Source organism: Proteus terrae subsp. cibarius (assembly GCF_011045835.1).
Taxonomy (GTDB): Bacteria; Pseudomonadota; Gammaproteobacteria; order Enterobacterales; family Enterobacteriaceae; genus Proteus; species Proteus cibarius.
Window position 1 is genome coordinate 3367849 of record NZ_CP047349.1, and the last position, 13291, is coordinate 3381139.

Consider the following 13291-nt stretch of genomic DNA (forward strand, 5'->3'; position numbering starts at 1 on the left):
ATTCCCTCACTTGAGCGGCGAATTTTTACGTTCGATGCTGTAACGTTCAATTTCTTTATAAGAAACTGTTTTAGATTTACGTTTTTTCACATCGACGAGCGTTACCCTGTCAGTACAGGAATAACAAGGATCAAGACTACCGATAATTAACGGTGCATCAGAGACAGTATTTCCTTGCAACATATAGCGTAATACAGGCCAGTTAGCATAAGTTGCAGCACGGCAACGCCAGCGGAATAATTTTTGGTTATCACCCAACATACTCCAGTGAACGTCTTCGCCTCGTGGCGCTTCAGTAAAGCCTAATGCAAATTTATAGGGTTGATAAGTAAAGCCTTCGGTTAATAATGGGCCTTCTGGTAAGTTATCTAAGGCGTATTCAATCATTGCCATTGAATCTAAAACCTCTTTGATACGCACCATCACACGAGAGAAGACATCGCCGCCTTCATAACTAAAGAGAGTTAATGGAAGATTGCCATAATCTGCAAATGGGTGATCAAAACGCACGTCACGTTTAAAGCCACTCGCTCTGATCATTGGACCTACTGGGCTAAAATCACGAGCGACTTTCTTATCTAAGATACCTACGCCGACAGTACGTTGTTCCATATTTGGCGCAGACAGAAGTATATCCACTAATTCAGTGACTTCTTTACGCATTTCTCTAACTAATTGAATTGTTTTCAGACGCTGATCTTTTAAAATATCGCGACGAATACCACCAATTAAGTTTAAGCCATACGTTTTACGCGCACCGGTCAGCATTTCTGCAATCTGCATTGATTTTTCACGAATACGGAAAAATTGCATAAAGCCAGTATCAAAGCCTGTAAAGTGGCTAGCTAAACCAATATTCAATAAATGGCTATGAAGACGTTCAACTTCTAATAAGATTGAACGAATAGTATGCGCACGACGAGGCACTTCAATGCCTAACGCATTTTCAACAGAAGTCACATACGCCACACTGTGAGTAAAACCACAGATACCACACACACGGTCTGATAAGAATGTGACTTCGTTATAACCCATGCGGGTTTCAGCGAGTTTTTCCATACCACGATGAACATAGAACATGCGGTAATCAGCATCGACAATATTTTCACCGTCTACGAATAAGCGGAAGTGTCCTGGTTCATCTGAGGTAATGTGCATAGGACCAATTGGTACAACGCGCGCATCTTGCTTACCTTCATTCAAGAAAGGATAAGTTTCAACTTCAGTCGCTGGTGCTGGACGTTGGCGATAATCCATCGCATCTTTACGCAGTGGATACATCTCTTCAGGCCAGTCATCTGGAAGCACTAAACGGCGTTCATCAGGTAAACCAACTGGGATAAGGCCATACATATCACGGATTTCACGTTCCCCCCATACAGCAGCGGGTACACGCGGTGTTACTGACGGGAATTCTAAAGTGATTGGGCTAACGTGGGCTTTTACAACCACCCAGCATTTTTCACCCTCTTCCATTGATAATGCGTAGTAAACAGCATAGTCCCCGTTTAAACTACGTTCGTCGTTACCAAATAAAACAGGTAACCAACCGCCTAAGCCGTAATACAGGTATTCCACCACTTCAGGAAGTGATTCCGTTTTTACTGTTATCGTCAATTGATCAGCGGTTTGTCGCTCTTCATCAAGAACAGCTGATGGGAATTTTTCACGAACTTTGGCAACATAATCTCCACCTAGTTCTTTTCCCTCTTTTCTACTGACATAATTTTGGTAGCTCACGTTACATCTCCTGAACCGATGTGGATGGATTGCTGATTAAAGCCGTTGGCCATGCATAAGTAGGTGACTCACTTTTATCAATATTCATCACGATATTAGCGGCATTTTCTAACAACTCGCTGACAGGCTTAGGAATGTGAGTTCCCATTAACAGCATAAGTGCAATCAGAATGACCATTGGTAATGTGGTTAAAATTCCCAGTTCACCTTTAGCAACAACATCAGGTTTTGGACCAAAGACAGTTTTAGCCACCATACGAACTAACCCACCTAATACTACTGTCAATAACAATAATAATAGGATAGTTAAGCCAATGTGCTGAGAAGCTAAACCTGCTACAACAATCATAAATTCACTGATAAAGACGTTGAAAGGAGGCATACCGCCTAACGCTAAAGCACCACCAGCAAAAAGAGCGGCACTTAATGGCATCACTTTAAACATGCCTTTCACGACATTTAAATCACGAGTACCGTATTTCAATAACACGTTACCGGAGCCACAGAACAACAGTGCTTTCGCCAGGCTGTGGTTTAAGGTGTGGAATAAAGCGGCCAAAATACCAATTGGTCCGCCAATTCCTAACGCAACGGCAATTAATCCCATGTTTTCCACACTGGAATACGCTAAAAGACGTTTCATATCACGCTGAATAAGAATAAAGAACGCCGCGATAGCAACAGAGAGGAAGCCAAAGATTAACAGTAAGTTACGTGTAAATTCAGTACCGATTGCCGCATCAATAATAATGTAGTAACGAATGATGATTAATAGCGCGCAATTCAGTAGTACAGCTGATAACAGCGCACTGACTGGGCTTGGCGCTTCACTGTGCGCATCGGGTAACCATGCGTGCATTGGGAATAAACCCGTTTTGGTACCGAAACCGATTAAAATAAAGACAAAAGCTAAATGCATCAGTGTTGGGTCTAACTGGTCTGTATATTTCAACACTTCAGTCCAGAAGATGGCCTGATCTGGATCAGGCATAAAGCTTGCGGCATTGGCATAAACCAAAATAGTACCAAAAAGACCAAACGCCACCCCCACACTACAAATGATGATGTACTTCCACGCAGCTTCCAGAGAAGAACGTTGACCATAAATTCCGACTAAGAATGCAGAGCTTAGAGTTGTTGCTTCAATGGCCGCCCACATTAAGATCAAGTTATTACTCGTGATTGCTAATAACATGGTGAATAAAAAGAGGTGGAAGAATCCATAGTAGTTACACAAAGTGCGTACTGAGATTTCATCCTCATCCACTTCGTGATTCATATAGCCAATAGAATAAAGCCCCGTTAAAAAGCCGATAATACCTAAGATGGCAAGGAATAATGCGCCTAGGCTATCCACATGAACCCAATTAGCAGCAGCCAATATTTCGCCATGAGACATGACATCTGCCACAGTCCCTAATGCAGCGATTAACAATACGGTGATACCAATAGCATGAATCCCCGTCACAACAGGACGCGCACCCGCTTTTAATAACGGACTTAGAAACGCCAGTATTGAAAATACCAACGGTGCAAACATTAAAATTGTTAACATGGTTGTTTGGTTCATCTCCTCACCCCTTCAGCGCGGTCAGTTGATCCACGTTCAGTGTGTTGAGCGTGCGGTAAATCTTACGAGCCAACACTGCCATAACAATCACAGCAAAGATGGCGTCAGTGGCGATACCGATTTCGACCAGTTCTGGTGCTCTCCACGCTAATAGTGCCAGTGTTAAGTGAGAGCCGTTTTCCATTAAGCAGTAACCAAAAGCTTGTTTTAGGATATTTCGTTGAGTCACGATACAAAGCAGACCCAACATAAAATGTCCTAAAGAAACTGCGAGTGCAGGTTTCAAATCAACAACCATTGGTATTTGAATTGGCTCAACCACAAACCAACTTAAAATAACGATAACAGCAGCCAACAACATTAAAAGTGCAGGGCTAATAACACTGATATTCGCACTAGGATCGGATAATTTACGGAATGCAAATCCTAAAATAAGTGGCACAAGCAGAACTTTAGTAAAGAAGGCGGTGATCGCCCAAAGTGTGAGTTGGTGTGCATCTAATGTATTGGCTAAAGTGACGAAGATCATCACTAAAACGAAAGATTGCAATGCATAGAACCAACATGAAGCAATCGGCTTTTTAGCGCCAATTACCAGCAGCGAGGTGATCATCATTAACCCCGCTAGATTGTTTACGATAAGTGCTCCAGTCATGATTTATCTCCCTTATCCTAGCCAAGTGACTGCGATAACACTGGATGCAAAGGACATCACAATCAGTATTCCAATCACAATTTGCATTGCCATAGGAACAGGTTGCCCTTGTGCAACTTCTGTACTTGGTTTGCCAGGAACAACACGACCAAACCAATAGATAAACCAAGTGAAGCTAGCAACAGATTCAATCAGTACTAGCACCATAATTGGTGTCATCACCCAGAAAACACTCGACAGTTCAAAACCTGCGGCAAAAATTGGGAATTTACTAAAGAAGCCATTCATTGGTGGAACACCTGCGATTGCCAGTGCAGCAACACAGAAACCGACACCCAATAATGGATATTTGTTAATTAACCCTTTTAAGCGAGGCAACATACGAGTACCACAGCTATAACTCAACGCACCCGCAACTAAGAAGAACAAGCTTTTAGCGAAGGCATGGTTAAAGATATAAGCGATACCACCTTCAAACGCTTCACGCGGTCCAAAGATAGAAATAGATAATGCAAGGAAGATATAAGAGAGCTGAGTGATGGTTGACCATGCTAACAGGCGTTTCATATCTTTTTGTGGCAGATACATCATAAAGCCATAAATCAACGTGATAACCGCCATGGTAATACCCACCCAACCAATAAGATGAGGGACATTACCATCTGCTGACATAATCGCACGAGCAAAGATGTAAACACCGACTTTTACCATTGATGCTGCGTGTAAGTAAGCACTCACAGGAGTTGGTGCTTCCATCGCATCAGGTAACCAAGCTTGCAGTGGTAATTGAGCTGATTTACCCCAAGCAGCAAAGAGAATTCCACCAAACACAATCAATTTGGTTGGTTCATCTAAGGTTGCAATTGCGGTTAACTCAAAGGTACCTGTACTCACAAACAGGGTTGCTGCCGCAAGATAAAGACCTATTGAAGCAACGTGAGTGATCAACAACGCTTTCATTGCTGAGCGAAGTGATTTTTCAGATTGGTAGTAGCCGATTAATCCCCAAGAACATCCCCCGGTGATTTCGAAAAACAGGAGTTGCCCTAAAATAGTCGATGAAAGGACTAAACCCGCCATTGCACCAATAAAAATCAGCAAGAAGGCATAATAGCGACGAGTACCATCATGTGGATGCTCACGGTTGCCATTGGTCAGATAGCCAGTAGAGTAAAAACTTACTAACAATCCTAAGAACACAACAGCGAAAGCAATCAATGTACTGACACGGTCAATGGTAAAACCAAAGAGCGCAACATCACCATATTGTACTAGCGTAATTGTGGTATCGACTTTACCTTCAGCGAGGAACTGCCAACCTAAAACAACCGTTCCTAATGTGGCTAATAAAGCGAACAGTGTACATAACCACTTCGCCATCCGATTTGGCATTAAGGACGTAATCAACGCCCCCGCAAATGGGATGAGTAAGGTCGCAAGAGCTATATTTTCCATTGTAATCATCGCTCCTTATAGACCGGTTAAATAGAAAACAAGAGCCAGTGCCGCAACACCGAATCCTAACCATGTCACATGGTGAGTCAGTAAGAAGCGACCACGCGCTAAACTGTTTTCAACCAATGACGCTAATACAAACACCACTAACAATTTCACTGCCATTAAAACTAGCGCAATGAGCAATGCAATAAAGGTGAATTCTGTTGCTTTACCGAAAGGAATAAATATGGCTAAGAACAGTTCAGCCACTACCACTTGTTTTAAACCAAGACCCAGTTTCACCATCGCAAAACCAGAGCCTGAATACTCAGTTAATGGCCCTTCTTGTAACTCTTGTTCAGCTTCCGCAACGTCGAATGGCATTTTGCCCATTTCGATAAATGCGGCAAAAGCACAAGCTAATAAAGCTAACAGTGTTGCAGTGGGTGATACCCAACCTTGAGCCAGTGTTGCACTGATAGTGCCAACGTTGGTTGAGCCTACAATTAAAGCCACCACAATCAGTGATAACACTAAGATAGGCTCAACTAACACCCCCAGTGTTAATTCACGGCTAGCACCAATGCCAGCAAATGGGCTTCCTGAATCCAAACCAGATAAAGAAAAGAAGAAACGATAAAGTGCAAATAGATAAATCAGTGCGATAAGATCCGCCGCACCTGCAAACAGTGATGTTGCTGTAAAGACAGGCAACGCCATAGCAACCACCAGCATGCTTCCAAGTAACACATACGGCATCACTTGGAAGATCACACCAGATTGCTCAGGTGCTACTGATTGACGTTTAAATAACTTAAAGATATCTCGATAATCTTGCAGAATTCCGGGGCCTTGACGCGAATGCATCTTAGCGCGAATTGTGCGCGAAATACCTGTACATAATGGGGTTATCGCCAACAAAAAGAGTGCTTGTATTAGCGCGAATATTCCCATCATTAACGTAGGTGCTTCTTGGAAAGTCATAAGTCCCTCTCCTTACGCTGCGATGACTAAAAGCAAGATGACCAGCGCTGCGACAACGTATAGACAATAGAGTCTGAAATCCCCGCCTTGTAGGCATTGGATACGTTTTGCAAAGCGTTGGATACCACGAACCAGAGGATAAATAATGCGTTCATCCCAGAATGGTTCGACCTTTTCAGCACCGAGCTGTGTTTTATTAAAACCACGAGACAGCAATGGAGATGGATCAAGTTGTTTACGCATACGATAAAGTGGTGCAAACATGCTACGTAATGCTTGAGTAAAGCCACCTGCTGACACTGCCATATCTTTTTCCCACACATAACCACACGCCCAAGGATTACCTTTACGACGAAACGCTGGTTGATTGCCTTTCAGGCCGAGGTAAATCAGGAATGGGATAAGCGGTAGAGCAATTAATAAAACAAATGTTAATGCTGGAGAGAACATTGCTTGCGATGCAGCATCAGGAACAAGCATTGAGCCTTGAGCTACAGTTAATGCACTGGTTTCACTAAGAGACATTGCAATATTTGCAATAATCGGTGCGACAAAAGCAGCACCCACACCTAACACAACACAGAAAAGCGCTAATAAACCCATCGCAATCGTCATTGGTAGTGGTACTTCTTTTGCTTTTGTTGCTTGCTCACTACGAGGGCCACCACAGAAGCTAACCCCATAAACTTTCACGAAACACATTGCCGCTAATGCCCCTGTAATTGCCAACATAATAATGGCAATAGGACCACTCAAACGCATCACAAAGTTACCTTCGTGACTCATCGTGAATAGAGACTGATAGGTATACCATTCACTCACAAAACCATTTAATGGCGGTAACGCAGAAATTGCCATACAACCAATTAAGAATGCTGTTGCAGTGTAAGGCATCAGTTTGGCTAATCCACCCATCTTATCCATATCACGAGTGTGAATTTGGTTAATAATGGCGCCAGCACCAAGGAATAATAACCCTTTGAACACCGCATGGTTTAATAAGTGATATAAAGCACCTAACAGACCAAGTGCAGCAATAACAGGATGGTCGGTTGCCATTCCTACCATGCCAACACCCACACCCATTAAGATGATGCCGATATTTTCAACGGTATGCCATGCAAGTAAACGTTTTAAATCGTGCTCTGCTAATGCGTACATAACACCCAGTACGGAAGAAACTGCACCGAATGCGAGGACAACAATTCCCCACCACATTTCTGTGGCACCTAATAAATCGATACCGACTTTGATTATCCCGAAAATACCAATTTTAACCATCACACCAGACATTAATGCCGATGCATGTGAAGGTGCTGCGGGGTGAGCTTTTGGTAACCAACTGTGTAATGGCAACATACCGGCTTTGGCACCAAAACCAAAGAAACCCAGTAAGAACACCACAGAGGCCATTGCAGGAGAAAGAGAGAGTTGACGGAATGAATCAAAATCAAGGCTACCACTTTCACGCCACATCAAGAAGAAGGCAATCATGATTAACACGGAGCCTGCGTGAGCGATAAAAAAGTAAAGTAAACCTGCGTGAATAGATTCGTCATCTTGGTCAGCAATCACTAAGAACCAAGAAGCCAGTGACATCATTTCGAATAGGATAATAAAGTAGAACGCATTATCCATCACCACTAAGCCAACCATAGAAGCAATAAACAGATTCATAAAGAATCCCATGCTCCAAGCGCCACGTCCTTTATATTCTTGTACATAAGCAAGAGAATAAAGTGCACACACGCTGACCAGTAATGAAATGACGAACACCATAAAGGCGCCTAACATATCCATACGCACCACAAAGGCGGCAAAATCGAAAGGCCCTGCGGCGGTAAAAGTGGCGATTTCACCACCAAAAATAACTGGTAATGCACTTAAAATACCTAAGACACCACCAATGATTGCGCTGATCCCTGAAATAAGGATTGCCAACCCTTCCTGTTTTTTTAAAAACAGTGCAATAACGCCACCAACAACATACAGGATGACTGACCACAGCAGTAACTGAAGAGGTTCCATATTACTTCCGCTCCTGTGTCAAAGTAGATAAATCGTCAAGACTGGTAATTGGTTCCATCACTGAGCCTAAGCGACGCGTTTTCATCTGCTCTTCAAGTTTGTCTTCTTCAACTAAATGCAATGCATCGGTTGGACATACGTTGACACAAGCAGGGCCTTCATCTGAGAAAGCACATAAATCGCATTTCACTGCGATTGCGCGGACACCCACATTCCATGCAAGGAATGGGTTGGTTGTTGGAAGGCTTGCTGGTACATCAGCCAACATTTCTTCAGGCACAAAGTGTTCAAAAACAGCCGGTAAGTTAACGGGTTTACTGCCTGATGGTGTAATTGCACCAAAAGGGCAAACCAGACCACACAACTTACAGCCAATACACAGGCTCTCATTAAGAAAGATCATATTATCTTCATGAGTGATGGCATTGACTGGGCACACGCGAGCACAAGGAGCATCCTCACAGTGCCGACAAAGCATCGGTGCTGTCTGATCCTCCACTTTTACCACTGTAAGACGCGGATGCGCCTGTAAACCCACAGCTTGGTGAACTTCTGAACAAGCTGCCATACAGGTATTACACCCTATGCATCGTTGTGGCTCTGCAATTACAAAGCGATTCATTCGCCACATCCTCCGAGAAAAACGTTTAACAGCATTACTGTCGTCAATTTTTCTTTAGATGAAGCATATTTCGTGCCAAGAGAGAATTTAATTTATTTGTGATAAAAATCATTGAGATAGAAATACAAGAAAGGATTAAGAATGACGTGTCGACAATAATGACGTTGACAGTAAGTGGTGAGTTCTAAACAGTAATTTCGTCGTCACTATAATTAGGTATCAAAAATGGCGGAGCACAAAGAAAAAAATAGCTGAATTATCTTTAGGTAACTCAGCTAAGTTTAAATACGTAATATTGATATTTTTTATAACATAAGATTAAGGCATTAAAGGCGATACCAGAGGTATTCTTTCATCATTAACCACTTTACCAAAACGCTCACTGCCTGCATTCCAATCGGTGATTGCTTGTTGAATTTCTTCTTTGCTACGACCAATAAAATTCCACCACATCAAAATTTTTTCATTTAAAGGTTCGCCACCTAAGAAAAGAATTTGAGCATTATCACTTAGAGCAATCGTTAATAATTCAGTGTGTTGTATTCCAATATAAGCAAGTTCATTCGCAGCAAAGCTTTCCCCTTCTATTGTCATTTCTCCAGTTAAGACAAAAAGCCCATATTCATATTTAGGATTTAATGATAAAGGAATGCGAGTGGCATGTTTTGCCATAATATCCATGCCAATCATGGGTAATAAACGTAATACTGGGGAATTGTAGTTTTGATAATCACCAATTAGTAACGTGAAGTCAGCGCCATCGGCTTGCCATTTAGGGAGATCAGGATAGTGATCAAAGCGCGGTGGCATATTTCTTTTATCGTTTGGTAGCACTATCCATAATTGTGCTAGATGGACTTCTTTTTTATCACCGTGACTATCTTCTGAATGGCTAATACCGTGACCTGCTGTCATTAAATTCACTTGTTGAGGTCGAATAACTTGCTGAAAACCGAGGCTATCGCGATGCAAAATCTCCCCTTCTAACATCCAAGTAAAAGTTTGCAAGCCAATATGGGGATGTGGAGAAATAGCTAATTTATCGACAGTGTCATTAAAAACAGTGGGGCCTAAATGGTCGAGAAAACACCAAGGTCCAACTAATCGTTGTTTTTTATCAGGTAAAGCACGATAAGTTTCAATTCCTCCAACATCACGGGTTTTAGAGGTAATACGTAATGGGGCATTTACTGTATCAGCGTGTTGATGTTCCATTGTTCACCTACTTTTAATTTATTGTTAAGCCATAAAAATGCTTTATTTATTACCTAGTATAGAGACTAAACCTTTATCTATTTAATAAGCAAAATATATTACTTAAGTAAAAAATAAGCCTGATAATTCAGGCTTATAAAAGTGAATAATAATGACTTAAATTTTATAAATTTTCTTTTCTATTTGTCTCATTGAATTTAAGCCAGATTGCAAATCTTCTGGTGTTGCTTCAGAAAAACCTTCTGTAAAATTTGCTGATAAATAAGCATCAACCATCATTTTAGCTTTAAACGGTGTTATTAATAATCCACCCATTGCCATCATATTACAGTTATTAATGACCTTACAAAAACGGGCGGTTGTGATACTTTCACATACACCACAATAAACATTTTTATGTTTATTCGCACTAATACTCACGCCCATTCCTGTACCACAGAACACAAAGCCAATATATTCAGGATGCTCAGAAATAATTGAACCAACTTTATCACCTACATCACAATAGCCAATAGGCCCTGATTCAGTGAGATCTTTTATTGTGTGATTTTTTTCTAACAAATACGATTTAATCGTATTTTTAAGTTCAAATCCTGAAGGATCAGCGCCCATAATAATCGTTCTATTTTCCATATAGCCTCCTAAATTAATTCAAGCACTACAGGCAAACATAAACCGTTGATAAAATTGAAATTAAAAATAAAATCAAAGACTATTATTTATATTTAACCTAAATAAAGTATAGATTAAAATTCTGTTATTTGTGTTTAAGTATGAGGGATTTATAAAAAACAAGAAGAAGTAAAGAAATGGAAATTCATTCCATAAAGAAGGTAATTAACCTATAGAATATCGCTAAATTATTATTTCATAAATTGAATTAATAAAAAAACAAAAGAGATATATCAAAGTAAATGTCTATATTGAAAGGGTTTCCCTAGTACAACTAAAATATAAAATAAAGATCAATAATATTACAGGATTAATGTTTTTATCTATACTCTTCAATATCTCTTAAAGGAAAGTCAAAATAACTTAAATAAATATTGCTGTGGATTATCTTTACCAAAACAACCTACACACCCATTCTAAGAAAACGGTTATTTTTTACCAATTCCAATATTGAATATGGCATTCTATTTTGGCATCAGAATAATAAAAGGATAAATAAATCAGAAACAAAATAATAACACAAAAAATTAAATAATGCAGTAATACAAATCACTCAAATTTTTAGAAAGAAAACACTGCCTATTAATCAATATTTATAAATTAAAATAAAAAAATACCGCAGATATTTAACATTATCTGCGGTAATTATTTATTGTGCTTAACGCTACACTCAGTAAAATAATCTATGCGATTATTTTACACGCGATACATATTCACCTGAACGAGTATCAACTTTAATAACTTCACCGATTTGTACAAACAGTGGAACTTTAACAACAGCACCAGTGCTTAATGTTGCTGGTTTACCACCTGTACCCGCGGTGTCACCTTTCAGGCCTGGATCAGTATCAACGATTTCTAATTCAACAAAGTTTGGTGGAATAACAGCAATAGGACGATTATCCCACAGTGTTACGATACACTCAGCTTGGTCGATCAACCATTTAGCATTTTCGCCAACGGCTTTCTCGTCTGCAGCGAGTTGTTCGAATGTTTCATTGTTCATGAAATGCCAAAACTCACCGTCGTTATACAGGTAAGTTAAGTTGATATCCATGACATCTGCACCTTCTGCAGAATCGGTAGATTTAAATGTTTTTTCCAGTAATTTGTTAGAAATCAGTTTACGCAGACGCACACGAGCAAATGCCTGACCTTTACCTGGTTTAACAAATTCACATTCAGTAATGACGGCTGGCTCGCCATCTAACATGATTTTAAGACCTGAACGAAAATCGTTGGTATTATAAGAAGCCATGAATATCCTCTAACTTTTTTAATTTAAAATGGCATAGCCAAAAAATGGCACACATTGTAACTCATAATCACCCCACCAGAGAAGTCTGGTTAACACAACTCGCGCAGGCAATCAGTGATCCTGTTGAATTACTCCAACTTTTAGCATTGGAACATCACGCTGATCTCCAAAAAGGGGCTCAGGCGCGACGGCTTTTTCCGCTACGGGTTCCCCGTGAATTCGTTGCACGCATGAAAAAAGGCGATCCTAACGATCCATTACTTTTACAAGTATTAACTGCAAATGCTGAATTTACCATAACACCGGGATTTTCTACGGATCCGTTAGATGAGCAACAAAATGCGGTGCCAGGTTTATTACATAAATATCAGAATCGTGCATTGCTTCTGGTCAAAGGTGGTTGCGCTGTCAATTGTCGCTACTGTTTTCGTCGTCATTTTCCTTATGAAGATAACAAAGGAAACAAGGCGAATTGGCAAAAGGCAATAGAGTATATCAAAAATAACTCAAAACTCGATGAAATCATCTTCTCTGGGGGCGATCCTCTTATGGCGAAAGATGATGAGCTTGATTGGTTAATAACACAACTAGAAGCGATCCCACATCTTAAACGTTTACGTATCCACTCTCGCTTACCTGTGGTTATTCCTGCTCGCGTCACTGATGCGCTATGTAAACGCCTGCAACAATCACGTTTGCAAAATATCATGGTATTGCATACCAATCACGCCAATGAGATTGATGATGCATTGAGAGAAGCCTGTGCAAAGCTAAAAAATGCCAATGTCACTTTATTGAATCAAGGTGTGTTATTACGAGGGGTTAACGACAGTGCTGAAGTCCTTGCAGATTTAAGTCGCGCCTTATTTGATGCAGGTATTATGCCTTATTACTTACATGTTCTAGATAAAGTACAAGGGGCGGCTCACTTTATGGTGCCAGACAGTGAAGCTAGAGAAATTATGAAAGGACTGATGAGCTTAGTATCAGGTTATATGGTGCCCAAACTCACACGTGAAATCGGCGGTGAACCGAGTAAAACTTTGTTAGATCTTGGGTTACGCCAGCAATAATAAATATCACAAAAACAAAAAAGCTGTAGCTCAGTTC

The 13291-nt window shown here is 40.6% G+C and carries 11 protein-coding genes; 1 reads left to right on the plus strand and 10 read right to left on the minus strand.

The window, feature by feature from the left end; genetic code table 11:
• Positions 1–6 precede the first annotated feature (6 nt).
• From GTH25_RS15485 to efp, 10 genes are all read right to left on the minus strand, one after another.
• Positions 7–1740 carry a hydrogenase large subunit gene (locus tag GTH25_RS15485; RefSeq protein ID WP_075673441.1) on the minus strand — a complete coding sequence of 578 codons (1734 nt, stop codon included), beginning with the start codon at positions 1738–1740 and terminating at the stop codon, positions 7–9.
• Between the two features lies 1 nt (position 1741).
• Positions 1742–3310, minus strand: a complete 1569-nt coding sequence (locus GTH25_RS15490) for a hydrogenase 4 subunit F (protein ID WP_075673440.1) — start codon at positions 3308–3310, stop codon at positions 1742–1744.
• 4 nt (positions 3311–3314) lie between these two features.
• Positions 3315–3965 (minus strand): hydrogenase 4 membrane subunit, encoded by a 651-nt coding sequence (hyfE, locus tag GTH25_RS15495; RefSeq protein WP_036934333.1) that lies wholly within the window; start codon positions 3963–3965, stop codon positions 3315–3317.
• Between the two features lie 12 nt (positions 3966–3977).
• Positions 3978–5429: a hydrogenase 4 subunit D gene (locus tag GTH25_RS15500; protein ID WP_075673439.1), complete on the minus strand. Its 1452-nt coding sequence runs from the start codon at positions 5427–5429 to the stop codon at positions 3978–3980.
• 6 nt (positions 5430–5435) lie between these two features.
• Positions 5436–6386, minus strand: a complete 951-nt coding sequence (locus tag GTH25_RS15505; protein ID WP_069369756.1) for a respiratory chain complex I subunit 1 family protein — start codon at positions 6384–6386, stop codon at positions 5436–5438.
• 12 nt (positions 6387–6398) lie between these two features.
• Positions 6399–8414, minus strand: a complete 2016-nt coding sequence (gene hyfB, locus GTH25_RS15510) for a hydrogenase 4 subunit B (RefSeq protein WP_088494541.1) — start codon at positions 8412–8414, stop codon at positions 6399–6401.
• Position 8415: 1 nt separating this feature from the next.
• Positions 8416–9036 carry a 4Fe-4S dicluster domain-containing protein gene (locus tag GTH25_RS15515; RefSeq protein WP_075673437.1) on the minus strand — a complete coding sequence of 207 codons (621 nt, stop codon included), beginning with the start codon at positions 9034–9036 and terminating at the stop codon, positions 8416–8418.
• A 318-nt stretch (positions 9037–9354) separates the two neighbouring features.
• Positions 9355–10251 (minus strand): pirin family protein, encoded by an 897-nt coding sequence (locus GTH25_RS15520; RefSeq protein ID WP_164530723.1) that lies wholly within the window; start codon positions 10249–10251, stop codon positions 9355–9357.
• Positions 10252–10407: 156 nt separating this feature from the next.
• Positions 10408–10884 carry an RpiB/LacA/LacB family sugar-phosphate isomerase gene (locus GTH25_RS15525; RefSeq protein ID WP_075673435.1) on the minus strand — a complete coding sequence of 159 codons (477 nt, stop codon included), beginning with the start codon at positions 10882–10884 and terminating at the stop codon, positions 10408–10410.
• A 730-nt stretch (positions 10885–11614) separates the two neighbouring features.
• The gene (gene efp / locus GTH25_RS15530; protein ID WP_036934346.1) at positions 11615–12181 is read right to left on the minus strand and encodes an elongation factor P; all 567 of its coding nucleotides are present in this window, start codon (positions 12179–12181) and stop codon (positions 11615–11617) included.
• 44 nt (positions 12182–12225) lie between these two features.
• Here efp and epmB point away from each other — a divergent pair, with 44 nt between their 5' ends.
• Entirely contained in the window at positions 12226–13254 is a 1029-nt protein-coding gene (epmB, locus tag GTH25_RS15535) for an EF-P beta-lysylation protein EpmB (protein ID WP_075673434.1), read from the plus strand.
• Positions 13255–13291 lie beyond the last annotated feature (37 nt).

Excerpts from the sequence above, each read along its gene's own strand:
- GTH25_RS15490 (WP_075673440.1), bottom strand. The coding sequence starts at position 3,310 with ATGAACCAAACAACCATGTTAACAATTTTAATGTTTGCACCGTTGGTA.
- hyfE (WP_036934333.1), bottom strand. The coding sequence starts at position 3,965 with ATGACTGGAGCACTTATCGTAAACAATCTAGCGGGGTTAATGATGATC.
- GTH25_RS15500 (WP_075673439.1), bottom strand. The coding sequence starts at position 5,429 with ATGATTACAATGGAAAATATAGCTCTTGCGACCTTACTCATCCCATTT.
- GTH25_RS15505 (WP_069369756.1), bottom strand. The coding sequence starts at position 6,386 with ATGACTTTCCAAGAAGCACCTACGTTAATGATGGGAATATTCGCGCTA.
- hyfB (WP_088494541.1), bottom strand. The coding sequence starts at position 8,414 with ATGGAACCTCTTCAGTTACTGCTGTGGTCAGTCATCCTGTATGTTGTT.
- GTH25_RS15515 (WP_075673437.1), bottom strand. The coding sequence starts at position 9,036 with ATGAATCGCTTTGTAATTGCAGAGCCACAACGATGCATAGGGTGTAAT.
- GTH25_RS15520 (WP_164530723.1), bottom strand. The coding sequence starts at position 10,251 with ATGGAACATCAACACGCTGATACAGTAAATGCCCCATTACGTATTACC.
- GTH25_RS15525 (WP_075673435.1), bottom strand. The coding sequence starts at position 10,884 with ATGGAAAATAGAACGATTATTATGGGCGCTGATCCTTCAGGATTTGAA.
- efp (WP_036934346.1), bottom strand. The coding sequence starts at position 12,181 with ATGGCTTCTTATAATACCAACGATTTTCGTTCAGGTCTTAAAATCATG.
- epmB (WP_075673434.1), top strand. The coding sequence starts at position 12,226 with ATGGCACACATTGTAACTCATAATCACCCCACCAGAGAAGTCTGGTTA.